The organism is Enterobacter cloacae complex sp. ESBL7 (genome assembly GCF_041679625.1).
Lineage (GTDB): Bacteria > Pseudomonadota > Gammaproteobacteria > Enterobacterales > Enterobacteriaceae > Enterobacter > Enterobacter asburiae_B.
Genome location: NZ_JBGORN010000003.1, coordinates 340,864 through 365,949 on the forward strand (window position 1 = coordinate 340,864; position 25,086 = coordinate 365,949).

Annotated in this window: 26 protein-coding genes; 12 read left to right on the forward strand and 14 right to left on the reverse strand. The window is 55.1% G+C overall.

Annotation, left to right across the window (positions count from 1 at the left end; translation table 11 throughout):
* Nucleotides 1-3 precede the first annotated feature (3 nt).
* From ACERY3_RS15000 to ACERY3_RS15020, 5 genes are all read right to left on the reverse strand, one after another.
* A complete protein-coding gene (locus ACERY3_RS15000; protein ID WP_373225915.1) occupies nucleotides 4-5,586 on the reverse strand; it encodes an ATP-binding protein in 5,583 nt (1,860 codons plus the stop codon).
* A 9-nt stretch (nucleotides 5,587-5,595) separates the two neighbouring features.
* Nucleotides 5,596-5,976: a response regulator gene (locus ACERY3_RS15005; RefSeq protein WP_319876507.1), complete on the reverse strand. Its 381-nt coding sequence runs from the start codon at nucleotides 5,974-5,976 to the stop codon at nucleotides 5,596-5,598.
* A 23-nt stretch (nucleotides 5,977-5,999) separates the two neighbouring features.
* The gene (locus ACERY3_RS15010; RefSeq protein ID WP_010427264.1) at nucleotides 6,000-6,260 is read right to left on the reverse strand and encodes a XapX domain-containing protein; all 261 of its coding nucleotides are present in this window, start codon (nucleotides 6,258-6,260) and stop codon (nucleotides 6,000-6,002) included.
* The gene (locus tag ACERY3_RS15015; RefSeq protein WP_029739325.1) at nucleotides 6,257-6,478 is read right to left on the reverse strand and encodes a DUF1427 family protein; all 222 of its coding nucleotides are present in this window, start codon (nucleotides 6,476-6,478) and stop codon (nucleotides 6,257-6,259) included. Before ACERY3_RS15015 ends, ACERY3_RS15010 begins: the two co-directional genes overlap by 4 nt.
* Before the next feature lie 61 nt (nucleotides 6,479-6,539).
* Complete coding sequence (locus ACERY3_RS15020) at nucleotides 6,540-7,226, reverse strand: hydrolase (RefSeq protein ID WP_023334356.1); 687 nt, start codon at nucleotides 7,224-7,226, stop codon at nucleotides 6,540-6,542.
* Nucleotides 7,227-7,444: 218 nt separating this feature from the next.
* On the opposite strand from ACERY3_RS15020, the gene ACERY3_RS15025 reads away from it, so the two are divergent.
* From ACERY3_RS15025 to ACERY3_RS15040, 4 genes are read left to right on the forward strand one after another with little or no spacing between them, the layout of a single operon-like run.
* Nucleotides 7,445-9,316, forward strand: a complete 1,872-nt coding sequence (locus tag ACERY3_RS15025; RefSeq protein WP_373225916.1) for an amidohydrolase — start codon at nucleotides 7,445-7,447, stop codon at nucleotides 9,314-9,316.
* Nucleotides 9,316-9,723 (forward strand): DoxX family protein, encoded by a 408-nt coding sequence (locus ACERY3_RS15030; protein WP_094935529.1) that lies wholly within the window; start codon nucleotides 9,316-9,318, stop codon nucleotides 9,721-9,723. Before ACERY3_RS15025 ends, ACERY3_RS15030 begins: the two co-directional genes overlap by 1 nt.
* Nucleotides 9,720-11,339: an MFS transporter gene (locus tag ACERY3_RS15035; protein ID WP_373225917.1), complete on the forward strand. Its 1,620-nt coding sequence runs from the start codon at nucleotides 9,720-9,722 to the stop codon at nucleotides 11,337-11,339. Before ACERY3_RS15030 ends, ACERY3_RS15035 begins: the two co-directional genes overlap by 4 nt.
* Nucleotides 11,340-11,369: 30 nt before the next feature.
* On the forward strand, nucleotides 11,370-12,191 hold the full coding sequence (locus ACERY3_RS15040) for an alpha/beta fold hydrolase (RefSeq protein ID WP_032660966.1): 822 nt from the start codon (nucleotides 11,370-11,372) through the stop codon (nucleotides 12,189-12,191).
* A gap of 108 nt (nucleotides 12,192-12,299) precedes the next feature.
* Here ACERY3_RS15040 and fosA read toward each other — a convergent pair whose 3' ends face one another.
* Nucleotides 12,300-12,725, reverse strand: coding sequence for a FosA/FosA2 family fosfomycin resistance glutathione transferase (gene fosA, locus ACERY3_RS15045; protein WP_319876501.1), 426 nt, complete (start codon nucleotides 12,723-12,725; stop codon nucleotides 12,300-12,302).
* Between the two features lie 199 nt (nucleotides 12,726-12,924).
* On the opposite strand from fosA, the gene trpS reads away from it, so the two are divergent.
* The 5 genes from trpS to ACERY3_RS15070 all read left to right on the forward strand — a co-directional run bounded on the left by trpS (nucleotide 12,925) and on the right by ACERY3_RS15070 (nucleotide 16,104).
* Nucleotides 12,925-13,926, forward strand: coding sequence for a tryptophan--tRNA ligase (gene trpS, locus ACERY3_RS15050; RefSeq protein ID WP_058840467.1), 1,002 nt, complete (start codon nucleotides 12,925-12,927; stop codon nucleotides 13,924-13,926).
* A gap of 185 nt (nucleotides 13,927-14,111) precedes the next feature.
* A complete protein-coding gene (locus tag ACERY3_RS15055; protein ID WP_058840466.1) occupies nucleotides 14,112-14,795 on the forward strand; it encodes a hypothetical protein in 684 nt (227 codons plus the stop codon).
* On the forward strand, nucleotides 14,788-15,135 hold the full coding sequence (locus tag ACERY3_RS15060) for a hypothetical protein (protein WP_058840465.1): 348 nt from the start codon (nucleotides 14,788-14,790) through the stop codon (nucleotides 15,133-15,135). The genes ACERY3_RS15055 and ACERY3_RS15060 overlap by 8 nt, the downstream gene beginning before the upstream one ends.
* 2 nt (nucleotides 15,136-15,137) lie before the next feature.
* Complete coding sequence (locus ACERY3_RS15065; RefSeq protein ID WP_029739310.1) at nucleotides 15,138-15,617, forward strand: type VI secretion system tube protein Hcp; 480 nt, start codon at nucleotides 15,138-15,140, stop codon at nucleotides 15,615-15,617.
* A 115-nt stretch (nucleotides 15,618-15,732) separates the two neighbouring features.
* On the forward strand, nucleotides 15,733-16,104 hold the full coding sequence (locus tag ACERY3_RS15070; protein WP_058840464.1) for a hypothetical protein: 372 nt from the start codon (nucleotides 15,733-15,735) through the stop codon (nucleotides 16,102-16,104).
* Nucleotides 16,105-16,183: 79 nt separating this feature from the next.
* On the opposite strand, the gene ACERY3_RS15075 is transcribed toward ACERY3_RS15070, so the two are convergent.
* Nucleotides 16,184-16,657, reverse strand: coding sequence for a SymE family type I addiction module toxin (locus tag ACERY3_RS15075; RefSeq protein WP_072210733.1), 474 nt, complete (start codon nucleotides 16,655-16,657; stop codon nucleotides 16,184-16,186).
* 299 nt (nucleotides 16,658-16,956) lie between these two features.
* Between ACERY3_RS15075 and ACERY3_RS15080 the strand changes: the two genes are divergently transcribed.
* From ACERY3_RS15080 to ACERY3_RS15090, 3 genes are all read left to right on the forward strand, one after another.
* Entirely contained in the window at nucleotides 16,957-17,826 is an 870-nt protein-coding gene (locus tag ACERY3_RS15080; protein ID WP_058840463.1) for a phosphorothioated DNA-binding restriction endonuclease, read from the forward strand.
* Between the two features lie 299 nt (nucleotides 17,827-18,125).
* Entirely contained in the window at nucleotides 18,126-19,301 is a 1,176-nt protein-coding gene (locus ACERY3_RS15085) for a hypothetical protein (RefSeq protein ID WP_058840462.1), read from the forward strand.
* 2 nt (nucleotides 19,302-19,303) lie between these two features.
* Nucleotides 19,304-20,260, forward strand: a complete 957-nt coding sequence (locus ACERY3_RS15090; protein ID WP_139153135.1) for a hypothetical protein — start codon at nucleotides 19,304-19,306, stop codon at nucleotides 20,258-20,260.
* Nucleotides 20,261-20,270: 10 nt separating this feature from the next.
* Here ACERY3_RS15090 and ACERY3_RS15095 read toward each other — a convergent pair whose 3' ends face one another.
* From ACERY3_RS15095 to ACERY3_RS15125, 7 genes are all read right to left on the reverse strand, one after another.
* Nucleotides 20,271-21,254, reverse strand: coding sequence for a DNA cytosine methyltransferase (locus ACERY3_RS15095; protein WP_058840460.1), 984 nt, complete (start codon nucleotides 21,252-21,254; stop codon nucleotides 20,271-20,273).
* A gap of 539 nt (nucleotides 21,255-21,793) precedes the next feature.
* The gene (locus ACERY3_RS15100; RefSeq protein WP_373225918.1) at nucleotides 21,794-22,627 is read right to left on the reverse strand and encodes a DUF4942 domain-containing protein; all 834 of its coding nucleotides are present in this window, start codon (nucleotides 22,625-22,627) and stop codon (nucleotides 21,794-21,796) included.
* Between the two features lie 113 nt (nucleotides 22,628-22,740).
* The gene (locus ACERY3_RS15105; protein WP_105597436.1) at nucleotides 22,741-23,061 is read right to left on the reverse strand and encodes a TA system toxin CbtA family protein; all 321 of its coding nucleotides are present in this window, start codon (nucleotides 23,059-23,061) and stop codon (nucleotides 22,741-22,743) included.
* Between the two features lie 31 nt (nucleotides 23,062-23,092).
* Nucleotides 23,093-23,416 (reverse strand): type IV toxin-antitoxin system YeeU family antitoxin, encoded by a 324-nt coding sequence (locus ACERY3_RS15110; protein WP_373225919.1) that lies wholly within the window; start codon nucleotides 23,414-23,416, stop codon nucleotides 23,093-23,095.
* 21 nt (nucleotides 23,417-23,437) lie between these two features.
* The gene (locus ACERY3_RS15115; protein ID WP_373225920.1) at nucleotides 23,438-23,659 is read right to left on the reverse strand and encodes a DUF987 family protein; all 222 of its coding nucleotides are present in this window, start codon (nucleotides 23,657-23,659) and stop codon (nucleotides 23,438-23,440) included.
* A gap of 8 nt (nucleotides 23,660-23,667) precedes the next feature.
* On the reverse strand, nucleotides 23,668-24,141 hold the full coding sequence (radC, locus tag ACERY3_RS15120; RefSeq protein WP_373225921.1) for a DNA repair protein RadC: 474 nt from the start codon (nucleotides 24,139-24,141) through the stop codon (nucleotides 23,668-23,670).
* A 32-nt stretch (nucleotides 24,142-24,173) separates the two neighbouring features.
* The gene (locus ACERY3_RS15125) at nucleotides 24,174-24,992 is read right to left on the reverse strand and encodes a DUF932 domain-containing protein (protein ID WP_373225922.1); all 819 of its coding nucleotides are present in this window, start codon (nucleotides 24,990-24,992) and stop codon (nucleotides 24,174-24,176) included.
* Between the last annotated feature and the right edge of the window lie 94 nt (nucleotides 24,993-25,086).

The window sequence follows — 25,086 nt, forward strand, 5'->3', positions numbered from 1 at the left end:
CCTTTACCCTTCCTGCGCCGCCAGCGGCAGCGCAAACGCAAACACCGTGCCGTACGGCTCCCTGCGGCGCGCGCTCAGCTTCCCGCAGTGGCGCTCGATGATGCTGGCGCTGATGGTCAGCCCCATCCCCATCCCCTGCGCCTTGGTGGAGTAGAACGAGTCAAAAATCTGCTCCAGCCGCTCGGGCTCAATGCCGCTCCCGGTATCGGCAATCTCGACGATCACTTTCCCGTCCGCGTTGGCGGTGCTGAGGGTAATGGTGCTGGCGCGATCCTTCACCTCGGCCATCGCCTCTACCGCATTCATCACCAGATTGAGCAGCACCTGCTGGATCTGCACGCTATCGCCGGTGATAAAGCTGTCCTGCGCCTTTAACAGATAATCAACGCTAATGTGTCTCTGCTCCAGCTCGCTGCGCGAGAGCGTGATGATATGGTGGATCAGGTAGTGCATATCGATGCGCGAGAAGGTGGGATCCTGCTTGCGCGTCAGGGACTGAATGCTGCGAATGATCTCCCCCGCCCGCGCGCCTTCCGCGGCGATCTCCTCCAGCCCTTCGCGCACTTTATCCAGCCGGGCGGGCTCGCGGTTGAGCCAGCGCAGGCTCGCCCCGGCGTTCGAGACGATCGACATCAGCGGCTGGTTGATCTCGTGGGCAATGGAGGAGGTCAGCTGCCCGACGGTGGTGGCCCGGGACACCCGCGCCAGATCCGCCTGCGCGACCCGCATGGCATCCTCCGCCGCGCGCTGCCCGGTGATATCGGTGATGATGCCGTAATACTCGTTCACCTCGCTGCCCACGCCCACCGGATCGCCAATCCCGAGGATGTAGCGCGTGGAGCCGTCGGTACGCTTAACGCGAAACTCCGCGCGCATGGAGAGCCCGTCGCGCACGCTTTGGGTGACGATGGCGCTGATGCGGGCGTAATCGTCCTCATGGACGAAGGTCAAAAACTCCGCCATGGAGATCGTCTTTTGCCGTTCGGGCAGGCCGAGAATGCGGGCGTACTCTTCCGAGACAAACATCAGATCCTGCTCCAGCTCCCAGCGCCAGCTGCCGGTGTGGCTGATCTGCTCGCCCAGCATCAGCGAGGTCTGGCTGGATCGCAGCTCTTTCTCCACCCGTCGGCGCTGGATGTTCTCCGCCAGCAGCTCGGCGTACAGCCGCGCCGTCTCAAGGGATACCGCGGCCTGCGCGCCCAGCAGGCTCACCACGCGCGAGTGCTCGGCGGTGAAGACCTCCGGCATCAGGCGGTTTTCGAGGTAGAGCACGCCTACCAGCCGCGCCTGTTTGAACATCGGGACGCACATGACCGCCGCCCCCGAGGTCACCAGATAAGGGTCCTGACTGAAGGGATGGAACTCCTCCGGCCTGCCGGTGCGGATCTCCTGTCCGGTGCGGATCACCGCCGCCAGCACCGACAGCGGCAGGTCGGTTGCCGTCGGCACGTCTTTCAGGATCCGCACCCGCACGCCCTCCGTACTGGTCCAGGCGCTGGCCTCGATCTCCGGGATGAGGTTCTCGCTCACGCGCAGCAGCAGGCCGCGCTGCGCCCCGGCGCGTTCGAGCAGGATGGTCATCAGGTTTTCGATTAAGCGCTCCAGGTTAATCTCTTCCGACAGCGCGCGGGAGGCTTTGATGACGCTCTGGAGATCGCGGATCGTCTCGTTCTGGGCGAACGCCACCGTGTCGTAGGCGCTGGCCTGCCCGGAGGCCAGCAGGTGCGGGAAATCCTGCTCCAGCTGGCGCACCTTGGCCTGCGCGCCCGCGCGGCCCCAGGCGGCAATCGAGCCGCGGAAGTGCGCGTCCGACGCTGTCGGGTAGCCGCAGGCCAGCGCAAAGCGCCCCGCCAGCTCGTGGGCCAGGGCGTTGATCGGGTTAAACCCGCCCTCGCGGGACAGCCGGACCGCCTTCTCATACTGCTCGAGCGCAATGCTGTTCATTCCGTCCAGACGCACGATTTCGGCGTAAATCAGCGCCTCTTTATCCGCGAACGTGCCGGGATTAACGCGCGCCCAGAGGGCGATTTTGTCGTAGTGGGCGTGAATGCTGCGGCGGTGATTCGCCGAGAAGGTCTCCGGCGTCAGCTGACGGGAGAGCGCCAGGGCGCTGTAGAGATGGTAATCCAGCAGATGGATGTGGCCCGGCGCAGACCACGCGTACCAGCCCGCCATCTCGAGATCCGCCTGCGCGTCGGCATATTCGCCGCAGGTAAAGTGCGCCATGCCGCGATACAGCCAGTACCAGAACAGCATGGTGGAGTTCTTCTCCGGCGCCTGCTCCGGCGACGCGGGAAGCAGCGCCTCCGGCAGCACCTGCGACGCGGTCCAGGTGCCGATGACCGGCGTGCGCAGGAACTCAACGTAGCCGCGCTGGACCATCAAAATGGTTTCCACGTCCTGGAAGTGGGTTTTACGCACGAACGCCAGGCCGCGATCGATGCTGGTCAGCACCCCGTCCAGGTGATCGCCCCGCGAGAGGAAGTTAATCACCTGGTGGCAGGCCGCAAAGCAGGCCATCGTCATATCTCCGTGGGTCACCGCCGAGGTGAAGCAGGCCTTCGCGCACTCGATGGTAAACGATAAAGGCTGGGTCCAGACGCTGAGCTGGTCGAGCGGCAGCAGGGTTTTGGCTTCGAACGCGTCGTAGCCGTGGCGATTGACCAGCTCGCGGGCCAGCGTGCCGTACTGGAACCCAAGGCGATACTCGGCGTAGCGGTGGCCAATCAGCACGCCAAACCAGGCCATCGCCGTGGTGGAGGCGCCGGTAATGCCGTGGTCGAGGGTCAGGTGCATCATGCGGCAGAGCAGCAAAAAGTGCAGGCGCGGGCAGATGAAGCTGGCGCAAATGCTGGCGCTGTAGAGCAGGTTCATCACCGCTTCGGTTTCCGGGTTATCCATCCGCGACAGTTGGGCAAACAGGTTTTTCGGCGCGTCGGCCGTGCGGTTGCAAAACAGCGCCCAGGCCTCGTCGCAGTCGGCATCTTCCGGATAGCGGCTAATCTGAATACCGAAAATCCCCAGCCAGCAGAGCGCCGCCTCAAGCGCCAGACGGCTGTCCGACTGGCGAATGTACACCTCCACCAGCAGGTTGGCCGCCAGCGCCTTTTCGGTCAGCCCGCCGGGGCAGCCGAGAATGGCGTCACACAGCTCGCGGGTGCGCTCCAGATGCCCCAGCGCAAACTCGCAGCCCGCCTCTTCGATATCGAGCATAAAGTCCGACACCGTCCCGGCGTTGCCCAGCGCTCTGGCGGTCTGGATATAGCCGAGCGCCGAAGGATAATCCCCGGAGCGCTTCGCGCGTCGCGCGGCCAGCAGGCTCAGCTCGCGGAACATCTCCCGCTGCGGGGCGGGCTGGATGCTGTCCAGCGCGGCCGTGACGTGGTGCACGGCGCGGAACAGCAGCTCATTCCCCGCAGCCTGACGCGCGGCGTCGGCCAGCAGGCTGGCGGTGGTCAGGTGAATATGGCTTCTCTCATGCCGATCCAGCAGCGCAAAGGCCGCCTCCTGCACCCGGTCATGGGTGAAGGCGTACTTTTTTTCCGCCAGCACGATGAGCTGGGCCATCACCGCCGGGTGCAGCGCATAGCGCATTTCCGCCATCGACAGGCCGACCACGCGGCAGATCATCTCCATCTCGCCCGTGCCGCCGAGGCAGGCAATGCTGCCCAGCAGGCGGCGCGTCTCGTCGGGCAGCTCTTCAAGCTGCTCCAGCACCAGGGTGACGAGGTTTTCGGTGTAATGCCTGGCGCGGATCGCCTGCAGATCGTAGTGCCACTTGTCCTGATATTTGTTGTGCACCACCAGGCCGTCATCCACGATGCGGCGGAAAAACTCGTGCACAAAGAGCGGGTTGCCACCCGTTTTCTCGTGGATCAGCGTGGCGAGGTCGGTCGTCGCCGCGCTGCGGGTGCGAAATACCGTCGCCAGCCAGCGCGCCACTGCTTTCACGGAAAGCGCCTGCGGGACAATCTCGCTCGCGTTTTGCGCCGCCTCCGGCAGGCCTGCCAGCAGCGCCTGCAGGGCGGCGTCGGGCACGGCGCTGATATCCCTGTGGGCCGCGACCACCAGCAGCGGAACAGCGCCGCAGTTCATCAGCAGATATTTGAGCGTGTGCAGGCTGGCGGCGTCGCTCCACTGGAGATCGTCGAGCACCAGCACCAGCGGGCAGCCCTGCGAGGCAAAGGTTTTTACCAGCGCCAGCACCATATGGCTGAAGCGCGCCCGGGCATCTATGGAAAACGTATCCGCCGAGAAGCGCGGCTTGCTCTCCAGCAGCAGGCCCAGCTCGGGCACCAGGCTGACGGCCAGCGCTTCGTACCCCTCCAGGGCGCGAGACAGGCGGATTTTCCACTTCGCCACCTCGTCTGCGGGCAGCCCCAGCAGGTGCAGCGTCAGGGTGCGGAACGCGGAACTTAATACGCCGTAGGGCAGCGACGGCGAAAACTGGTCGACTTTGCCCACCGCCAGCAGCACCGTGCGCTGCTGCAGCGTTTTGAGCGCCGTCGCGATAATTGAGGATTTGCCGATCCCCGACGGCCCGCCGATCGTCACCAGCTCCGGCATCAGGTTCTGCCCCACCCGCTCAAACGCGGCAATGACGTCGTTCGCCTGCGGATGCGTCGCGAAGAGGGAGTCCGCCAGATGGATCGCCGGGGTGCGGTCCTGCTGGCCGGGGGTAAAGGCGACGATCTCGCCCTCGCAGGTCAGCGTCGCCTGGCAGCGGCGGAGGTCGGCAATCAGCCCGTCGACCGTCTGGTAGCGGTTATCGGGGTGCTTTTCCAGCAGCTTCAGGATGATGGTCGACAGCATTCCCGGCACGTCCGGGCGGATCGCGTCCGGGGCCAGCGGCGCGGAGGCAATATGGTAGTGCGCCCAGTTGGCCCGATCGTCCTCCCCCAGCTCAAACGGCAGGCGTCCGGTCAGAAGTTCGTACAGCACCATACCGAGGCTGTAGAGATCGCTGCGGCCGTCGACGGGGCGCTGGGTGCGGGTGGTGTGCTCCGGCGACATATACGCAGGCGTACCGCCTGAAACGGCAAGCCGGGTCTGGGTGATGGCATCGGAGAGACTGCTGGAAAGGCCAAAGCTGCCCAGGCGGCAGGTGGCGTCGTGATGAACAAAAATACTGCCGGGCTTGATATCGCCGTGGATCAGGTTTTGCAGATGCATCTGGCGCAGGGGAACGCAGATCTGGATCGCCATCTCGAGAAAGCGCGTGATGCCCGAGATCGCCCTGCCCGCGCGCCGCGCCAGCAGCTCAAACGAAAACGGGGCGTACACCAGCGCGAAGCGCCCCCGATACTGGGTGGACGCGACGGCGCGAATGGCCCAGCTGTCCTGCAGCGCGTCGCGCAGCGCAAACTCGTTTTTAAGCAGCCGGGTGGCCCGCTCTTCCTCTTCGTCGCTCACCGCGGTGGCGATAATGAACGAGCCGCCGGAGTGAGGATGTCGCGCGTGCATCCAGGCGATTCCGCCCTCCTGCGCCAGCACGGTAAAAATCACATCCTCTTTAAGGACAAAAACCCGCCCCTGGTGAAGATTCCCCTGGGCGGGCCAGAATGCAGGCTGCTCGTGTTCGTTCATCCGCGATCCTTATTGTCGGCGGGCCAGCTCCCGCTGAATATGATCCAGCAGAATATCGATGTTAATAGGCTTACGCAAAAATGCAGCGGCGCCCAGATCAAGAGCGTACCGCTGCATATTTTCATCAGCATGACCGGAGATAAAGAGCACGGGCGGAGGCGGTACGGCCAGCAGCCGGAGCTTTTCAAACAGCTCCAGGCCGCTCATGCCCCGCAGCTTGATGTCGGTGATCACCAGCGCCGCGCCGGACAGGGCGAAAGGATGGCTCAGAAACACCTCTGCCGAATCAAACGTATCGGCCGAATAGCCTTCCGACTCCAGGAGATTACTCAGCCCGCTGCGGACGGATCGTTCGTCATCAATGATGGCAATGCGCCACGGCAGCGTCATGCTCTCTTTCCTCTCACAAATCATTAAACGTCGCGATCGTCCTTCGCGGGCGCAGGGGGCGCCGTGCCGCTGATTTTCGGCACGCATTCGTGACGAAACCAGGCGAGGGTAAGCGGTTCGCGACTCAGTAAACGCCGTCCCACCGGGATGAGCTGTTCGCCCACCAGCATGCCAAACAGGCCCAGCAGGGCGACAACCGGCGGCGCCGGGGAATGGACGTCGAGCAGAGCGTAAATTACCCCAGCAACCACGCCGCACACCAGCGAAATTATCCATGCTTTCATGACGACGCTCCCGTCTGCGATTTGGCCTGCGGAACGGTCACCGGAGGCGGCGGCGCGCCGTCGCGGGATAACAGATGGCGCGTCGCCTGTTCACCCGCCAGCATCCCCAGCAGGCCAATCAGCGCCAGCGCGGGCGGCGCGGGGGAGCGCACCTTCAGCACGGCATACATCAGGCCAATCAACACGCCTGCCGCAAGGGATATCAGCCCAGTACTCATTGTGAACTCCAGAGAAAGAGGCAGCGGCGAGCCGGATGAGGGACCAGCCCGCCAGCGGAACTTAGCGTGCCGGGACCGGCGCTAAGGTGCGGTGCTCGCTCTTCTGGCGAGACGGCGCTTTGTGCACCATGGTGTAGGCGTAATCGACGCCCATGCCGTACGCGCCGGAGTGCTCGCGCACGATATCCATCACCGCGGTGTAGGTCTCTTTACGCGCCCAGTCGCGCTGCCACTCCAGCATCACCTGCTGCCAGGTCACCGGGATCACGCCCGCCTGGATCATGCGCTGCATCGCGTAGTCGTGGGCTTCTTTGGAGGTGCCGCCGGACGCGTCCGCCACCATATAAATTTCGTAGTCGCCTTCCAGCATCGCGCACAGGGCAAAGCTGTTGTTGCACACTTCGGTCCACAGGCCGGCAACCACCACCTTCTTCTTGCCGTTGGCCTGCAGCGCGTCGCGCACCTTCTGGTCGTCCCAGGAGTTCATGGAGGTACGCTCCAGGATGTCCTGGCCCGGGAACACGTCCAGCAGCTCTGGATAGGTATTGCCGGAGAAGCTTTCGGTCTCAACGGTGGTGATGATGGTCGGGATGTTGAACACTTTGGCCGCTTTCGCCAGCGCCACGGTGTTGTTTTTCAGCACCTGGCGGTCAATCGACTGTACGCCAAACGCCATCTGAGGCTGGTGATCGATAAAGATTACCTGACAGTTCGCAGGGGTTAACACTTCGAGCTTTGAAGAGGTCATAGCATTTTCCAGTGGTTAAGGGTGAAATCGCCGCGAGCGCCGCGACGATAAAGTCACCCTCATCCTGCGGTTTTCCGTCCCTGCGCGTAATTATCTCTTCGTATAGTTAACCTTAGGTATAGTTATACTTTGGTATACCTATCCTATTGTATAACTGGATCTTTGCCGAAACCGGTTCCCATAATCCTGACCATTCCCCTCTCAGTCAGGAGCAGTTTATGGTTACCCTCGGTAAAGCCGATCTCATTCTGGTTAACGGCCAGTTTCACACCGTCGATCGCGAGAACCCCGTCGCGGAAGCCGTTGCCGTGCGCGACGGAAAATTTCTGGAAGTGGGTACCGTCGCCGAGGTGATGCAACACCACTGCGAAGGCACCAAGGTGGTCGACTTAAAAGGCCACACCGCCATCCCCGGCCTGAACGACTCGCACCTGCACCTGATCCGCGGCGGGCTGAACTACAACCTTGAGCTGCGCTGGGAAGGCGTGCCGTCCCTGGCCGACGCCCTGCGGATGCTGAAAGAGCAGGCCCTGCGCACGCCGTCGCCCCAGTGGGTGCGCGTGGTGGGCGGCTGGACCGAGTTCCAGTTTGCCGAGCGCCGCATGCCGACCCTGGACGAAATTAACGACGCCGCGCCGGATACCCCGGTCTTCATCCTGCACCTGTACGACCGCGCCCTGCTCAACCGCGCCGCGCTGAAGGTGGTCGGCTACACCAAGGACACGCCAAACCCGCCGGGGGGCGAGATCCAGCGCGACGCCAACGGCAACCCGACCGGGATGCTAATTGCCCGTCCGAACGCCATGATCCTCTACGCCACGCTCGCCAAAGGGCCGAAGCTGCCGCTGGAGCAGCAGGTTAACTCCACCCGCCAGTTCATGCGCGAGCTGAACCGTCTGGGGCTGACCAGCGCCATCGACGCGGGCGGCGGCTTCCAGAACTACCCGGAAGATTACGAGGTGATTGCCGAGCTGCACGAGAAAAAGCAGATGACCATCCGCATCGCCTACAACCTGTTTACCCAGCGTCCGGGCCACGAGCTGGAAGACTTTGAAAAATGGACCGACATGCTCACGCCGGGCCAGGGCAGCGACTTCTTCCGCCACAACGGCGCGGGCGAGATGCTGGTCTTCTCCGCCGCCGATTTTGAAGACTTCCTCGAACCGCGACCGGACCTCGCGCCGGGGATGGAGGACGAGCTGGAGCGCGTGGTGCGCCATCTGGTGGAGCACCGCTGGCCGTTCCGCCTGCACGCCACCTATAACGAATCCATCAGCCGCATGCTGGACGTTTTCGAGAAGGTGAACCGCGACATTCCGTTCAACGGCCTGCACTGGTTCTTCGACCATGCGGAAACCGTTACCCAGGCCAACATCGACCGCATCAAAGCGCTCGGCGGCGGCATTGCCGTCCAGCACCGCATGGCGTTCCAGGGCGAGTACTTTGCCGAGCGCTACGGCATCGAAGCTACCCGCCACACGCCGCCGGTGGCGAAAATGCTCGAGACCGGCGTGCCGGTGGGCTTAGGGACGGACGCCACCCGCGTGGCGAGCTACAACCCGTGGACCGCGCTCTACTGGCTGGTCTCCGGCCGCACCGTCGGCGGGATGCAGATGTACGACCATAGCGCCCGTCTGGATCGCGATACCGCCCTGATGCTCTGGACCCAGGGCAGCGCGTGGTTCTCCAGCGAGCAGAATCAGAAGGGGCAGATCAAGGTCGGCCAGCTCGCCGACCTGGCCGTGCTCAGCAAAGACTACTTCCGCGTGCCGGAAGAGGAGATCAAGGGCATCGAGTCCGTTCTGACGGTGGTGAACGGCGACATTGTCTACGCCGCAGGCGCTTTTGGCCCGCTCGCGCCGCCGGCCATTCCGGTTCTGCCCGAGTGGTCCCCGGTGGTCAAGGTGCCGGGCCACTACCGCAGCGCGCCGCCGCAGGCCGCACGCGTCGGCATGAACGCCGTCCACCACTGCAGCGGCCCGTGCGGGGTTCACAGCCACCAGCATGATTTCGCCCGCACGTCAGAGATGCCGGTGTCCGACGATAACGCTTTCTGGGGGGCGCTGGGCTGCAGCTGCTTTGCATTCTGATGAAAAACACCTTTGCTCCGCCCCGGGTCGACCTGGGGCTGTTCTTCCTGCGCCTGACCGGCAGCCTGCTGCTGCTGTACGTGCACGGCCTGCCGAAGGTGCTGCACTTCAGCGAAGAGCTGACGCGCATTGAAGATCCGTTCGGCTTCGGGCCTTACGCCAGCCTGATCCCGGCAATTTTCGCCGAGGTGATCTGCCCGCTGTTTATCATTGCGGGCGTGTACACCCGCCTGGCGTGCCTGCCGATTATCGCCGTGCTGCTGGTGGCGATGCTGGCGGTCCACCCGAACTGGTCGATTGCCGAAGGGCAGTTTGGCTGGCTGCTGCTGATTATCTTCACCACCCTCGCCCTCACCGGGCCGGGCCAGTGGCGGCTGCAGCGTAAGACAGCGGAGAGGTACGCATGACCCAGGTTAACGACGTTCGCGACGCACACGTCGAGACGACGCCCGCATCGACGGTTTCTCCCTGGCAGCCGCTGAGCCAGCCGGTGTTCCGCATGCTGTGGATCGCCACGGTGGTCTCTAACGTCGGCTCATGGATGAGCGACGTCGGCATCAACTGGAGCATGCTGACCCTGAGCGCCGACCCGCTGGATATCGCGCTGGTGCAGGCGGCCAGCAGCCTGCCGATGTTCCTCTTTGCCCTGCCGTCCGGGGTGATGGCGGACATCGTCGACCGACGTAAATACCTGCTCTTCTCCCAGCTGTGGGTGTTCATCGCCGCCGCCGGGCTGACGGTGCTCTCCTTCACCGGACACGTCACCCCCGCCGTTCTGCTGGTGGCGACGTTTCTGCTGAGCGTGGGCGCGGCGATGAGCTCGCCGCCGTTCCAGGCCGTGGTGCCCGATCTGGTGAGCAAGCCGGAGCTGGGCGCCGCCGTGGCGCTGAACTCGCTCGGGGTGAACATCAGCCGGGCAATTGGCCCGGCGCTGGGCGGTTTCCTGCTGTCGCTCGCCGGGCCGTGGATGGTGTTTGCCCTCAATGCGCTCTCCGTGGTCGGCGTGGCGTGGGTGCTGTGGCGCTGGCGTCCGGCGCCGTCCATTCAACGTCTGCCGCCGGAGCACTTCTTCTCCGCGGTGCGCTCCGGGATTCGCTACGTGCACGCCGCGCCGGTGCTGCGCAACGTGCTGGTGCGCACAGTGGCCTTCTTCGTTTTCGGCAGCGCGGGCTGGGCGCTGCTGCCGCTGGTGGCGCGCCGCGAGCTGGGCTTAGGCCCGGCGGGCTACGGCGTGATGCTGGCGTGCATTGGCCTGGGGGCGATTGCCGGGGCCATCCTGCTGCCGCGCCTGCGCCAGCGGCTGAACGCCGACCGCCTGATGGTGGCCGCCAGCCTGACCTTTGCTCTCACCATGCTGGCGCTGGCGTTCGTGCGCCACGTCTGGCTGCTTAACCTGTTTGAGTTCTTCACCGGCTTCGCGTGGATTGCGGTGCTTTCAACGCTGAACCTCGGCGCGCAGCGCAGCGCCGCCCGCTGGGTGAAGGCCCGCGCGCTGGCGGTCTACCTGACGGTGTTCTTCGGCTCGATGACCACGGGCAGCGCCATCTGGGGGCAGATCGCCTCCCGCTTCGGCACACCGACCTCGCTGGTTGTCGCCACGCTGGGGATGGTGCTGGCGAGCGCCACCGTGTTTCGCTGGAAGCTGGGGAAAGATCCGGACCTGAACCTCGACCTCAGCGGCCAGCCGCTGGACGGCGTGGAGATTGACCTGCCCAACGAGCGCGGCCCGGTGCTGGTATCGCACGAGTACATCATCGACCCGCAGAACACCAGAGCCTTCCTGGAAGCCGTCCACGAGCTGCGCCGGGTGCGCCGCCGCGCCGGGGCGATGAGCTGGGCGGTGTACGAGGATATCGAGCGCCCCGGCCTGTTTATCGAGACCTTCCTGATGGGCTCCTGGATTGAGCATCTGCGCCAGCAGGAGCGCCACACCATGAATGACCTCCTGCTGCAGAGCCGCGTTCTGGCTTTTCATCAGGGCACAACATCACCGGCAATTCGCTACCTGGTCGCGCCGGTATAACCCTAACCATCACCTGCACAGGAACACACTATGGCAACGTTTAAGGCAAAAGACGGCACGCAGATTTACTACAAGGACGGCGGCGCGGGCAAACCGGTTCTCTTCAGCCACGGCTGGCCGCTGGACGGCGACATGTGGGACAGCCAGCTGAACTACCTGGCCGAGCGCGGCTTCCGCGCCATCGCCTTTGACCGTCGCGGCTTTGGCCGCTCGGATCAGCCGTGGAACGGCTACGACTACGACACCTTTGCGTCCGACATCAACGACCTGATTACCACGCTGGATCTGCGCGACGTGACGCTGGTGGGCTTCTCGATGGGCGGCGGCGACGTAACCCGCTACATTAACAACTACGGTAGCGCGCGCGTGGCCGGCCTGGCGCTGCTGGGCGCGGTGACGCCAATCTTCGGCAAATCCGACTCCTTCCCGCAGGGTGTGGATCAGAGCGTGTTCGACGGCATTCGCGACGGACTGCGTAAAGATCGCGCCCAGTTCATCAGCGACTTCGCGACGCCGTTCTACGGCATCAACGCCGGACAGACCGTTTCCGCCGGAGCCCTGACCCAGACGCTGAACATCGCCCTGCTGGCGTCGCTGAAGGGCACCATCGACTGCGTGACCGCGTTCGGCGAAACGGACTTCCGCCCGGATATGGCGAAAATCGACGTGCCGACGCTGGTGATCCACGGCAGCAACGACCAGATCGTACCGTTTGAAAGCACCGGCAAGCTGGCGGCGGAGATGATCAAAAACGCCACGCTGAAGGTGTACGACAACGCGCCGCACGGCTTCGCGCTGACCCACCAGGACCAGCTCAACGAAGATCTGCTGGCGTTTGTGAAGTCGCTGTAATTTTTTCCAGGCCGGGTAAGGCGCAGCCGCCACCCGGCGCTTTCGCTCCGCCAGCGGCACGTAACCAGTGATCGCTGAGACAGGACCTGCAGGCTGAAGGTGCGCGGCTCAAGCCTCGTCTGAGGTAAACACCATGCCCGCGTAGGGCTTCTCCCGACACGCCGCCAGCCGCGCGGCGAGGCTGCCCACGTGCAGCTCCAGCTTGTGCCCGTCCGGGTCGAGAAAATAGAACGACGCCCCCTCGCTTTTGCTCTGCTTCCAGACGGTGACGCCCGCCTGCTCCAGCCTTTGCGAGAACGGTTCAAAATCCGCTTCCGCCACGGTAAACGCGTAGTGGGTGTAGTCGCTCTCCTGCGGCGGCACGTACTCGCGAGCCTCATCGTACGACAGGCAGACCCACAGGTCGCCACAGGTGAGATAGGCCCCGGTATTCCAGCGGGCGTGCAGCGCAAGCCCCAGAAGTTCGTGCCAGAAGGTGACGCTTTTTTGCAGGTCGCTGACCGCGAGGGTCAGATGGTTGAGAGATTGCAGCATGACGTGCCCTTTTGTTTTTCGCGCCGGACGTGGTACGGTAAAGAGATGAACATAAACCACGCCGTGCTCACCGTAAACCGCTGGTGGCTGCCTTCTTAAAGGCGGCACGGAGTTGTTTTCCCCATTTTCAGATAGCCGCCGAAAGGCGGCTTTCACATTTCTAAGACCCCTTTCGGCAACTGCACATTAAGGAGTCTTTATGAACGCAACCACCATCCTCACCGGCGACCGCCCAACCGGCCCGCTGCACCTTGGCCACTTCGTCGGATCGCTGCGCCAGCGCGTGGCGCTCCAGCAGACGCACAGCCAGTTTGTACTGATCGCCGACCTGCAGGGGCTGACCGACAACGGCAGCAACCCGCAGAAAATCCGCGACAACATTCCCGAAGTGCTGGCCGACTACCTCGCCGCGGGCATCGACCCGAACCTGACCACGATCTGCCTGCAGTCCGCCCTGCCCGCCCTCGCCGAGCTGACGATGCTGTACATGAACATCGTCACCGTCGCCCGCGTGGAGCGTAACCCGACGGTGAAAAACGAGATTGTGCAGAAGGGCTTTGCCCGCTCGCTGCCGGTCGGGTTTATGGCCTACCCCATCAGCCAGGCGGCGGACATCACCGCGTTTAAGGCCGAGTGCGTGCCCGTCGGCGACGACCAGCTGCCGATGATTGAGCAGACCAACGAGATTGTGCACAAGATGAACAGCCTGCTGCCCGCCCCGGTGCTGCGCCACTGCAAGGCGATGCTGAGCGACACCAGCCGCCTGCCCGGCATCGACGGCAGCGCCAAGATGTCGAAATCGCTGGGCAACACGCTGCACCTTTCGGCCAGCGAAGAGACCATTCACCGTGCGGTCAGCGCCATGTACACCGACCCGAACCACCTGAAGGTTAGCGACCCGGGGCAGATTGAGGGGAACGTGGTGTTTACGTACCTGGACGCGTTTCATCCGGACAAAGAGAAAGTGGCGGCGATGAAGGCGCACTATCAGGCGGGCGGGCTGGGTGACCGGGTTTGTAAGAACGAACTGGAAGCGTGCCTGCAGGAGCTGATTGCGCCGATGCGGGAGCGGAGGGCGATGTATATGCAGGATAAGGGCGAGCTGATGGCGATGCTGAAGCGCGGGACCGAACGGGCGCAGGGGGTGACGCAGGAGACGTTGAGGGAGGTGAAGGTTGGGCTGGGGGTGCCGGTGTTTTGATGAGGTGAGTTGATTGAGGTTGGGCGGCGGAGTGTGTGGGATAGGCATGAAGCCGCGTATTATCTCATTTAGATAATATTAATGCCGTTAATAATTCTTAATCTATCGTTTAGATAAAATAAATTGCTTTAATCGCATAAATATCACATTGATATTATCCTTTATAATACATTTAAAGGGATACTATGGCTGATGTAGAAGATATAGCCCGAAGGTTATGCAACATAATCGCTTCTCCTGATACAGTCACTGGGCTTATAAATGGAGGGCTATCTGTACCGTTAGATTATGGATATCTGGTTTATGGTATCTTTGACACGGATACAAGATATGCTCGTGAAACTCAACGAATTCGAATGTTCACTGCCATAAAAAACGACATCTTGAATTATGAGAATATAGTCAACGCTGTAAAAATTATATTTAAAGAATTCAATAGATATTTAACTGAAGCGGAGCAGGATAAATTATACAGAACTGTAATAACTTCAATTGCAGGTAGAATATCAACAAATATTATAGCATCAACTATCGCGAAGCATGTTATTGAAAGAACGTCCTTCACGTTTGTTGTTTTTAAAGGGAAAGGTAACCCAATCACAGCACTGAGCACACTTCTTTTATTTGGGGGAATGGCTGAACGATCAATTAGGACATCTGACAGACTCAAAGCAGAAGCACCGGAGGTATATGAACTTCTGAGACACAGAGACTATGACCTACTTTATTTTCTGTTCGCTGATGCCGTCCAGCCTTTCGTAGATGCTATCCATGCAGGTTATTCAGAAGGAAAACCTGTATTTAATCAGATCATGAAGAAAGTTAATGAAAAAATAACTACACACACTACGGCAGGCGCGTATGAGTAAGTTTATCATCCCAATTATAAACCTGCTTCTTTGCTCATATTTAGTATTAGCCTATATCCTTTGCTGGGTTGAATTCGAAACCTGGCATGATAAAACAATCGCTTTTTGCATCATTACCCTAAGCGCTTACATTATTTCATTAGTAATGAATAAATTACTGCCAGGAAAGATATCCATTTTGGGTGGGGTCCTGGATGTGTTATCGGGCCCCTTACTGATCATCGGTGCATTTGCTTGTATAGCTGTCCTTGAACCATGGCCGCTGAAAATTATTGGCTTGTTCATATGGGTCGTGGCGATGTTGCACCTACCTTCTTTTGTAAAAATAGATGAGGAATAATCATGTCAAATCCAGCATATCTTTGGTTAACCGATGCTAATGGCTCACCTGTCCCAGGAGGTTCCATGGTGTCCGGTAGGTTAGGCGCTATTGAATTAAAGGCGGTCGCTCATCACCTCACCATTCCTGTGAGTGGAAATACAGGCCGACTAACAGGTACCCGTGTACATACACCGATTGCCGTTCAGAAAGAGTTTGATAAAACAACACCGGTTCTCATTAGGGCACTGTGTGAAAACCAAACGCTAAAATCGGCTACGATCAAAATGTATCAAATTGATGATGCAGGAATCGAGAGAGAATATTTCAACATTATTCTGGAGAATGTAAAAATCACGGGTATCACGCCCAATCTGTTCCCGGGTTCTGGAACAGGAACACATACAGAGACGATCGAACTAAGATATGAGGCAATCACCTGGAAACACTGTGACGGAAATATAGTTTACAGAGATGCCTGGAATCATATGGCGATAGCCTGAACCGACTTTAACATTTCTCGGGCCGAGGTAACGTTGTGCCTGCCGGTCCGACCAAGCGGAGCACCGCCGGGAAGCGCTAGCGATTATTTCTACCGCTTTAAAGGAGAGCATCATTATGGAACCCACTCTCTCTCAAGTCATTGAGGTTGTTCGAAACGCCTCAGGTGAGCATCGTAAACCTATCGATAGCAATACGTTGATTGAGGCCGATTTGCATATTTGCGGTATCGACGGGGAAGACCTACTGGAAGACTGCGAAGAAGCGTTTGGCGTTCAGCTTGCTACGGAAGAAGATGGCTACAGGAAAACGTTCTCTCTCGCGGAGAATGAGTATCTGTTTACGGGTGAAGGCATAGACTTTTTTGGCATCTGTCGATTTATCCGCTGGGTACGTGGCATACCCGAACCTGTTATATGTGATTTAACCGTCGGCGAACTTCACGCTGCGCTAGTTAACGCGGTGAAAGAGCAGGTTAAGCACGATTGATTTTTACTTAAAACGGGCATGGGATGACATGCCCGTATCGTTTTATTGCTTCAGGGATTACATAAGGTGGGAAGCAAAGTTACTCCGACATCGCCTGGCCTGTTCCACGCTTAACAGACGGTATATCGCCTGTATCATTTAACGCCCCCGGAAACGTCTTCAGCCACTGCGCGACTTTCTGTTTATTGATATTCACCACGCTCATACCTTCCAGGCAACCCCATAATTCTCTTGTATGCTGTGGCGTAATAACAATGCAGTCTTTCATGGCGCGGATTTTCACCGGCATACCGTTGATAAAGCCCGCGCGGGTTAACCACTCGCCGCCCAGTAGAAGATATTTCATGTCTATGCGCGCATAGAGTTCGCAGCAGGCGGAACTGTCCTGCGGCGTTTCCGCACGAGGATGGACGGGCGCCGCGTTGGGCGGGTTGCCGTGCAGACGGCGGGCGCTGTTTTTGCGTACCAGCTCGCGGTTTTCAATCATGCCGGTGAAAGCGTCTGATTCTGTTTTGCAAACAGTAAACTCTGGCTTAAAATTCGTCGCAGCCATTTTCAACTCCTCAGTAGTTGTTGTGGTTAGCGGTATGGGGGTGTTGCAGCACCTTCATATCGCGAATTCTTCGTTAAATATTCTTCGATAATTCCTTTGCCGTTCGGCGTAATTTCTGGTGCTGATTATACAGGGCTGAATATAAATACAGCGGTTTTGCGTGGGGTAAATTTGGAATTTGCGAGGGGGATTCAGGAAATAGAGTTCTTTGCGGTAAGGTCATGTTTTTGTTAGTTGCGGGTTGATTGGTCTGAGTTTTGCGAGCATCATCGCAATTATTTACCTTCTTCCGTAATGCGATGGCTTCCAGCAAAACTCTCGAACAGGCAATTGCCGACATCACCATCTGGCGCAAAGGCGAACAGCGTGCGCCGCATAAGCCATTATTGCTTCTGTACGTACTGGCGAACTATCAGCAGGGGCATGCGCGACTGTTTGATTATGGAACCGAGGTCCATGAGCAGTTGCTTAGCCTGTTAGAACGCTTTGGCCCACAGCGGAAGGCGCATTATCCGAATATGCCCTTCTGGCGGCTCAAGGGGGACGGGTTTTGGGATCTTCAGAATACTGAGTTCTGTTCGACCACGGGTAGCAAACAGCCACCAGTAAAAGAACTTGTGGAGCATAATGTCGCAGGCGGGTTTGATGAAGAACACTTTGCGCTGCTGAGTAAGAACAAAAACCTGATCGGCTCGCTGGCGCAGCAGATCCTTGAAGCGCACTTTCCTGAAAGCATTCAGGAAGAGATCGCGAATGAAATGGGCTTTGATATCCAGCAGATCCGTAAGGTTCGCGATCCGCTTTTCCGCCAGCAGGTGCTGCGTGCTTATAACTATGAATGCGCCATATGTGGGTTCAACATGCGGCACGATAACGCCTCCGTTGGACTTGAAGCCGCGCATATCAAGTGGAAGCAGTTTGGCGGACCGTGTGAGGTCCCGAACGGACTGGCGCTGTGCGCGATTCATCATAAGGCGTTTGATAAAGGATCGATTGGGCTCGATGACAGTATGCGGGTGCTGGTGTCTGAGGCGGTGAATGGGGGCGGGATTGTTGGGCGGTTGTTCTGGGATTTTGCCGGGAAGCAGATTGCACTGCCGATGGAGAAAGGGAATTATCCAGGAGAGGGATTTGTGGTGTGGCATCGAAATGAAGTATTTAAGTCATAAAATTTTATTTGATAAAAACCAAAATATTTTCAATATTACTCACACCGCGGTCTTTTCCGAATAAAAAACACATTTTTGGCAGAGGTGAATATTACAGCCTTGCGTGAAATTAATTAATAAAGATTGTCAATGGAGCATAAATTTAAAAATTTAAATATAAAACAAGCAGATATCAAGTTAAATTAGCCTTATAAATTTCATAAAATTCCGTGGAAAAAAATCATATTTTGTGGTAAAAGTATACATATCAAAGAAGCACTAAAGAATTTAAATCCTACAAGATTAAATCTGGAGGGGAAATGAAGAAGAAAAGCGCGGGTGTGGAAGAGAAACTGAGACATAAAGAAGTTCAGTATTTACCCATAGATTTTTTGGATCTGGACGTTGAAAATCCTCGATTTGGTGAGGACTCGTCATCCTCCGACACACAAATTGATGTTTTAAACAATATTGTTAAAAACTATGGTGTAACGGATGTTATAAGTTCAATAGCCGTTAATGGTTATTTCTCTGCAGAACCTATGGTTGTAAAAAAAATTGGCAATGATAAATATACAGTCATGGAGGGGAACCGCAGGTTAGCCGCATGTTTGATCCTCAAAAATGATGATAGAGCCAGAGATCAAGTAAGCTTACACCAGCAATATATTGATAAATACATAGCACATAACCGCCCCAAAATAGATCCTATTCCTGCGATTGTATTTGAAGATGATGATGATATCGATAAAAGATCTCTCATTTCCTATTTAGGTGTAAGACATATTGTCTCAACCAAAGATTGGGACTCTTATGCTAAAGCCGCTTGGATAGCCAGAACAATAAAAGATGGCAATATGAGTGTAAGCGATATATCAACAATGATTGGAGATCGTAATAGCACTATAAAAAGACTTTTATCTGGTTATAATTTTATAAAACAAATGGAATTAGCCGGAAAATACAACAAAGATGACAGTGTTAAAAAAGGAAGAGGTAGCAATACCAGCTATCCATTCTCCTGGGTTTATACATTACTAGGGTACAAAAGCATCCAAGACTTTGTTGGATTATCAGACGATCCTACTATTTCTAATCCCATAGATGATAAAAAATTAGATAACGCCAAACTTTTAATGACGGCGATGTTTGGTAACAAAAATAAAGGCCTTAATTCACAAGTAAAAGACTCCCGAAATTTAGGCGTATTAGCTGAGATTGTTGCATCGCCTGAAAAGATTATCCTCTTAAAACAAGGGAAAGATGTTGAGGAAATCAATGACTTAACTCAACCCATCGGAGAGCGATTAACTAATCTTATGTTGGAAATCAGAGGTAAATTAGATGAGTGTATTACTCGTGTAGGTCGAGAAGATTTACCGAAACAAGATGCTATTGACCTACTTAATTATCTGGAGCAAATAAGCAAACAATTCAGAACTCTTAGAACGTCAATCAGTGAAGCAGTCAGTGGAAACGATGCGGAGGGCTTTTAATTGTGAATTACGGATTACGCTCTAAAATGCAGGGTTTTTCTACTGATGCGGACCAAGCTGAATTAAATGCATTACTTGATATGAATGCCACAATTGATTCAGGTATTGAAGATGACAAAATAGCCGGTACTATATTTGATGAACTTGATGATATTGATGGTCAAAACGAAGAAGAGTGGATGATTGAAGACAAGGGTAAGGACATATTAGTCGGACAGATTGCTGAACATATTCAATGGCGTGCAAATATATTACAGGAAATGTACCCTTTTGAATATAATTCAAATCATTTGACTCTTAAAAAATCCCCATCGCCGGTATATTTATTCTGCTTGTGTGTATCAATGATTAATAACTTAACTAAAGGTGAAAACGTTAAATTGCCTAGGTTTTTTGAAATCATGGCAGGCCAACTTTTCACAAAATTTTTTAGCTCCAATGCGAAACACATGCATACCGGCTGGCCTCGTTCTGATGGCAACCCCAAAATATATAAAGACTTAGCTGATAAATTAAAAACCTCAATAGCATCAAATACTAATGAATGGTCCTGGCGTGTTGAAAATGGATTAAATGATGAAGATGCCTTAAGAATAAAAGATTGCGGGGTAGATTTTGTTACATGGCTTGACTTTCTAGACAAAAGGGATGGGCGGCTCTTCGCATTAGGACAATGCGCTTGTGGCAATGATTGGCCAACCAAATTTAACGATATCAAAGTTGAAAAATTGAATCCTTGGTTTCATCCACTAACATATATTAAATGTGTAAAAGTATTTTCCACGCCCTATTTACTTGTTGATGAGATGATTAGAGAAGCTAGTTCTGAAGCAGGAATAGTTTTTGACAGAGTCAGATTAACAATCGCACATGAAAATTTCAAAGATGATTTTAGCGATATGCAGATAGAATTAATGAAATTAATAGAATTTTGCAAAAAACTTAAGAGAGCCCAATGAAGGGCTCTTTTTACCAAATATCAGGAATATTTTTCACGACCGATTCAAATAATGGTGGTGGGACAGCATTTCCTACTACTTTATATCTTTCTTTCAGTAATCTCGCTGCGCCAAAACCTTCCATTTCAGGGAAGATTAGATTATTCCCATGAGTTGTATAATCCTTGCTAAATCCTTGCAAAATAGCAGCTTCCCTGAAGGAGAAACGTCTTGCAGGCGATGTAGTAACAAACTCCCATTTGTCCACATCAACTTTTTTTAGCTCAGGACTTATTGGATGTAAAGGAATATGCCTAAGGTTGCTCACTATCGTTTTGCTAACCTCATTCCAATCACGACGTCGGTTTCTTGATAAATAATACCAATGAAAAGGATCATCACAATATTCACCAGTCGGCCATTCCGGAAATCCTTTAAGGGCCTCGCCAATAGTGACATAAGGTTTTTCTACATCATCCCCATGAGTGGGAGTGGGGAATTGATATTCATGATGGAAATCATTTCTGATGCCCACAATTATTAATCTTTTACGTTCTTGGGGTACACCATAATGGTGAGCTTTTAACATACTCCAAACAACGTTATAGCCCACATCCCCTGCATTAGAGAAACGCTCAATCTGATCTTTAAGCAAATGTTGGAATGTACTATTTCTCATCCCCGAAACGTTTTCTACAATGAATGCTTTTGGTTGAATTTGCCCCAAAGCTCTTGCAAATTCTTTGTACAAAAAGTTGATGCTCCTATCAGCAAGACGAGCACCTCCTTGACTAAAACCTTGGCAAGGGTAACACCCAACAAGAAGCTCAGCAGCAGGAAATGTTGTAACTTTTCTAATATCTTCAATGAGATAGTTAGTTTCGGGTTGATTTGCTAAATACACCTCCCTCGCATATGGCAAAATATCATTTGCCATAACGACATCAAATCCAGCTTTCACGAGCCCTGCATCAGAGCCACCACACCCCGAAAATAATGATACAGCTTTAGGCATTTTCTCCCCCTGATAAACCGGCAGAAGTATAGCTTTTTATGTCGCCACTGGATACCTGGAGTTGCCCTATGTATGAGATAATGTTGCTCTACTCCATACATTCTTAGCACCCTTCGCCATGCAAGCGCGAACTATCATTAATTGACTTTGCTAATAGTCCAATGAGTTTACCAACCTAGCCGCAATAGATATTGCAAACTCATTGTTTCTAAAAGAGAAATTTTCAACTATTACTGCTAACTTCAACGGTAATACTACTTTGAATAGTAAGACACAAAAAAAGCCGCCCTAAAGCGACTTTCATTTGCATCTTTTGGTGCGAAGGCCGGACTCGCACATGATGACTAATCCTATGATTTAAAATAAATAAAAAATAACATTTAGATAATGTACCAACATCGATACCAACACATTAAATCGTTGATTTTGGGACTCGAATCGGGGCAAGAGTTACCTCGAAGATTATCACAATCAAGCATATCTCTGGCGCTATTCATCAACTATAGCTACCTGCGACGAAGATAATATCAGTCCCCCCATCATCTCGAAGCCAGCATTCCCTGAAAGTGTTTCGCAATGATGTCATTCATTCGCTCAATCAATTCCAGACGCTTGAAGGCCAAGTGCGCAGTGCCTTTCTGATAGTAACGAATGCGGAAGAACTCATCTTCGTAAACGTCCTTAGCCGGATTATCCCGGATATGCTCCATCAACCGGGTGGAGATATCACTCCGGTTATCAGGGATGGGTTTACCATCCAGCAGAAATAGCATTCTCTCTAGGTCTGCCAACTGATCCCGTCGCCAACCCCAGTTCAGACTAAATCCCCAGCGGTTATACGTCACCAGATTGTTAATGATGATCTTCTTACCGAAACTGCAGGGACTGTTGGTTTTGTAGTCCCACGACAGGCCTTTGAAGACGTTGATGATGCCACGTTCAAACACATCCATTTTGTTGAGATGTAACTGTTCAAAAGTACTGAGAATATTCGCCTCGCTGATAGCAGGTAGATCGCCCTCCTCCAGGTTCTTATGCCACTGGTCACGAGCCTGCGCATCCATCAAGGCCATCATGCCGGACTTCAACATCAAATCGCGCCAGATACTGCGGTCAATATTGCGGAGGATAGCAGGCAGCGCTTTATCAGCCTTTTCAGTTAGCCAGCTATCGTAGCGATGCCCAGCTTTCATAGCCCAGTCTTGCGCTGTGCCACCGCCAATTTCGGAGGTCAGCCCTGAAATTGCATCAAGCTGCTGAATGAGTTGTTCGATCCATTTTAGTGCGGTATCGCGGCCCGTGACAACACGCTCGATACTGGTCGAAAGGATGAGTTCATTGTGTTCCGTTAACACGTCGGGTTCTGTTTGCATCGTTAATCGTCCATAAAAGCAAACACGCCTGCCGGGAGTGGCAGGCGCATTATGCGATGAATAAAAAAGGTTGGAAGTTCAGAGGTAAAAATCAGGAATGAGGCTCGAAGAATTCAGGTATTTATTAATCCGGTAGCTCGCCTGGCTCTGAGAATATCAGTCGCGGTCAGAAATGGCGTCTGCTCCTGCCAGGTAAATCCTTTACGGTCGATGCGGACCAGTTCATAACGTTCCACCAGGAAATTAACAGCATCGGCAAGCGTGATTCCCGCGTCGATATGCTCCTCAATGGCCGTATCGTCGTGGAATGGCGTGTCGTTGAGAGTCAGGCCGTAATGGTGTTCCAGCAGATACGTTAACAATTGCTGCCAGACCTGTATGGGCGACAGGCGTGACGAAACCGGCACCGTGGCCGGTACAGTTGAAATTTGCATGAGTTGGGTCCTGATAAAAGAAGAGAAGGTGTTATTGGCTAGCAGGTGTCTGAGGATAAATAGCGATGTAAACATAGCCATGAGAACCGAGAGTATCCGCCTCGCAGGTGAGTCCGTTATGATGCAACGTGATGCAATGCTGATGGCGCGGATTCAGTTCACCGGTTGTCAGCATCAATTCAAGCTGTTTCATCACTAGCGGAAATACCTGATCCAGACGCAGCGCCTCCTCCTCGTTAAACGCACCGCTAATACCTGCACGGTCTGCCAGATAATGCAGGCGACAGCCCTCCTGCACAAGCCTTGCACCGAAGCACGGCGAGATATCGCGCTTCAGGCCCCATGAATTTTGCATTTTTCTACTCCTTATTAAATGTCAGTTGGTGGTGATGCACATCAAGCGTGTATACGGACCATGGTTGTCACGACGGCGTTCTGCGTAAACCGCCAGCACACCGGAAATCTCCGCGACATCCTGACCGGTGTAATGACTGGCGCTGCCGTACCATTGGTATTTGCCCGTACAGTAGCGAAAGATCCGGGAATCCGGATGCTGCCGCTGAATCGCCATCGCGGCATTTTTATCGATGATTTTCATGGTTAGCCTCATAGCCAGCCACGTTCAGCAAAAGAAAGCACATCACCGATGCCAACAATAAGATGGTCCAGCACCCGCACCTCTACCATTGCCAGCGCGTTCACCAGATGTTGAGTGATGTTTCGATCCTGTTTACTCGGCTCTGTCTCTCCGGATGGATGGTTATGGGCCAGAATCACAGCGGCAGCGTTATGGCGCAGTGCCAGTTTCACCACTTCGCGTGGATGGACTTCGGTATGGTTAATCGTGCCCGTAAAGAGCGTCTCGCATTCCAGAAGACGGTTCTGATTATCGAGATATAAAACAAGAAAAACTTCGCGCTCCTGCAGGGCAAGACGCAGTTGTAGCCAGGTTTTGGTGAAGGTAGTGGAATTAAATTGTTCGCCAGGTTGGCGCTGATATTTTTCCAGTAAGCGGAGAGCGCGACGAATGGTGCGTACTTCAGTTACCGGAAGATCAGGAGGTAGATTTATCTCTGACATGACAGGGCCTTGGAGGTAATAGTTAAAGTCGTTTATGAAGCAAGTTGAAGCATATTTTCAGCCATCACCCACAGTGCGCGATTGAGCTTTACGTCTCCGTCGATACCTTTGACAGCGCGGGTTTGAGCACGCTGACCTTTCGTCGTTCGTCCCGACAGTCCGCCTTTTATCAAGTTCTCCTGAATGCGCTGGTAAGTGGTCCACAGGTCGTTGCTCTCATCCTGCCAGCGGCGCGGGGAAAGGATCTGCGATTCCGTCACCGGCTGATGCTCTTCACCAAAACGGTAGGTTAATGCCGCTTTCGCCATCGCCTGCTGTGCTGGTGGCGGTAACAAAAGCGACTGCATGGCATCGCGCTTCTCTTCCACCCGGTCAAAAATCCCGAGCACTTCGTAAGCCCCTTCAATGACTTTCTCCACCACGTTGCCTTTATGCGGCACACGTACCTCACCAAAGCTCTCACCGCAAATCAGCCCGTTCTGGCAGACTGCACGAAATAGCCCCGGCAACATCTGGTATGAGCTGGAGCCGTCATGACTGTTAAGCAGAATGATTTCCGGCACCTGCTTACCGGTGATTTGCCCCTCACGGCGCAGGCGCAGCATGTGTTTAGTGTGCTCGCGCTTGCTCTGATCGCGCACTCGGGTCTGGCAGGCAAAGAACGGCTGGAAACCGTCCTGCTTCAGGCTATCAAGCAGTGTGATTGTTGGAATGTAGGTGTAGCGGTCCGAGCGGGATTCGTGCTTGTCGGTACCAAATACACTGGGTACATGGGCCATCAGTTCGTCGTTTGTCAGTGGACGGTCACGGCGTATCTGGTTAATCCGTCCGAAGCGGCTGGCTAATTTCATGATAAATCTCCTTTGTGGTTAACGTCATAAATGCAGAAAGGTCGCGCTTCCGGTAAGAAGTGCGGCCATTCTGCATGGATTTGATGTTGCTGGG

What these genes read in the sequence shown, in the direction of transcription:
- ACERY3_RS15000 (WP_373225915.1), bottom strand. Translation starts at nt 5,586, where the DNA reads ATGAACGAACACGAGCAGCCTGCATTCTGGCCCGCCCAGGGGAATCTT.
- ACERY3_RS15005 (WP_319876507.1), bottom strand. Translation starts at nt 5,976, where the DNA reads ATGACGCTGCCGTGGCGCATTGCCATCATTGATGACGAACGATCCGTC.
- ACERY3_RS15010 (WP_010427264.1), bottom strand. Translation starts at nt 6,260, where the DNA reads ATGAAAGCATGGATAATTTCGCTGGTGTGCGGCGTGGTTGCTGGGGTA.
- ACERY3_RS15015 (WP_029739325.1), bottom strand. Translation starts at nt 6,478, where the DNA reads ATGAGTACTGGGCTGATATCCCTTGCGGCAGGCGTGTTGATTGGCCTG.
- ACERY3_RS15020 (WP_023334356.1), bottom strand. Translation starts at nt 7,226, where the DNA reads ATGACCTCTTCAAAGCTCGAAGTGTTAACCCCTGCGAACTGTCAGGTA.
- ACERY3_RS15025 (WP_373225916.1), top strand. Translation starts at nt 7,445, where the DNA reads ATGGTTACCCTCGGTAAAGCCGATCTCATTCTGGTTAACGGCCAGTTT.
- ACERY3_RS15030 (WP_094935529.1), top strand. Translation starts at nt 9,316, where the DNA reads ATGAAAAACACCTTTGCTCCGCCCCGGGTCGACCTGGGGCTGTTCTTC.
- ACERY3_RS15035 (WP_373225917.1), top strand. Translation starts at nt 9,720, where the DNA reads ATGACCCAGGTTAACGACGTTCGCGACGCACACGTCGAGACGACGCCC.
- ACERY3_RS15040 (WP_032660966.1), top strand. Translation starts at nt 11,370, where the DNA reads ATGGCAACGTTTAAGGCAAAAGACGGCACGCAGATTTACTACAAGGAC.
- fosA (WP_319876501.1), bottom strand. Translation starts at nt 12,725, where the DNA reads ATGCTGCAATCTCTCAACCATCTGACCCTCGCGGTCAGCGACCTGCAA.
- trpS (WP_058840467.1), top strand. Translation starts at nt 12,925, where the DNA reads ATGAACGCAACCACCATCCTCACCGGCGACCGCCCAACCGGCCCGCTG.
- ACERY3_RS15055 (WP_058840466.1), top strand. Translation starts at nt 14,112, where the DNA reads ATGGCTGATGTAGAAGATATAGCCCGAAGGTTATGCAACATAATCGCT.
- ACERY3_RS15060 (WP_058840465.1), top strand. Translation starts at nt 14,788, where the DNA reads ATGAGTAAGTTTATCATCCCAATTATAAACCTGCTTCTTTGCTCATAT.
- ACERY3_RS15065 (WP_029739310.1), top strand. Translation starts at nt 15,138, where the DNA reads ATGTCAAATCCAGCATATCTTTGGTTAACCGATGCTAATGGCTCACCT.
- ACERY3_RS15070 (WP_058840464.1), top strand. Translation starts at nt 15,733, where the DNA reads ATGGAACCCACTCTCTCTCAAGTCATTGAGGTTGTTCGAAACGCCTCA.
- ACERY3_RS15075 (WP_072210733.1), bottom strand. Translation starts at nt 16,657, where the DNA reads ATGGCTGCGACGAATTTTAAGCCAGAGTTTACTGTTTGCAAAACAGAA.
- ACERY3_RS15080 (WP_058840463.1), top strand. Translation starts at nt 16,957, where the DNA reads ATGGCTTCCAGCAAAACTCTCGAACAGGCAATTGCCGACATCACCATC.
- ACERY3_RS15085 (WP_058840462.1), top strand. Translation starts at nt 18,126, where the DNA reads ATGAAGAAGAAAAGCGCGGGTGTGGAAGAGAAACTGAGACATAAAGAA.
- ACERY3_RS15095 (WP_058840460.1), bottom strand. Translation starts at nt 21,254, where the DNA reads ATGCCTAAAGCTGTATCATTATTTTCGGGGTGTGGTGGCTCTGATGCA.
- ACERY3_RS15100 (WP_373225918.1), bottom strand. Translation starts at nt 22,627, where the DNA reads ATGCAAACAGAACCCGACGTGTTAACGGAACACAATGAACTCATCCTT.
- ACERY3_RS15105 (WP_105597436.1), bottom strand. Translation starts at nt 23,061, where the DNA reads ATGCAAATTTCAACTGTACCGGCCACGGTGCCGGTTTCGTCACGCCTG.
- ACERY3_RS15110 (WP_373225919.1), bottom strand. Translation starts at nt 23,416, where the DNA reads ATGCAAAATTCATGGGGCCTGAAGCGCGATATCTCGCCGTGCTTCGGT.
- ACERY3_RS15115 (WP_373225920.1), bottom strand. Translation starts at nt 23,659, where the DNA reads ATGAAAATCATCGATAAAAATGCCGCGATGGCGATTCAGCGGCAGCAT.
- radC (WP_373225921.1), bottom strand. Translation starts at nt 24,141, where the DNA reads ATGTCAGAGATAAATCTACCTCCTGATCTTCCGGTAACTGAAGTACGC.
- ACERY3_RS15125 (WP_373225922.1), bottom strand. Translation starts at nt 24,992, where the DNA reads ATGAAATTAGCCAGCCGCTTCGGACGGATTAACCAGATACGCCGTGAC.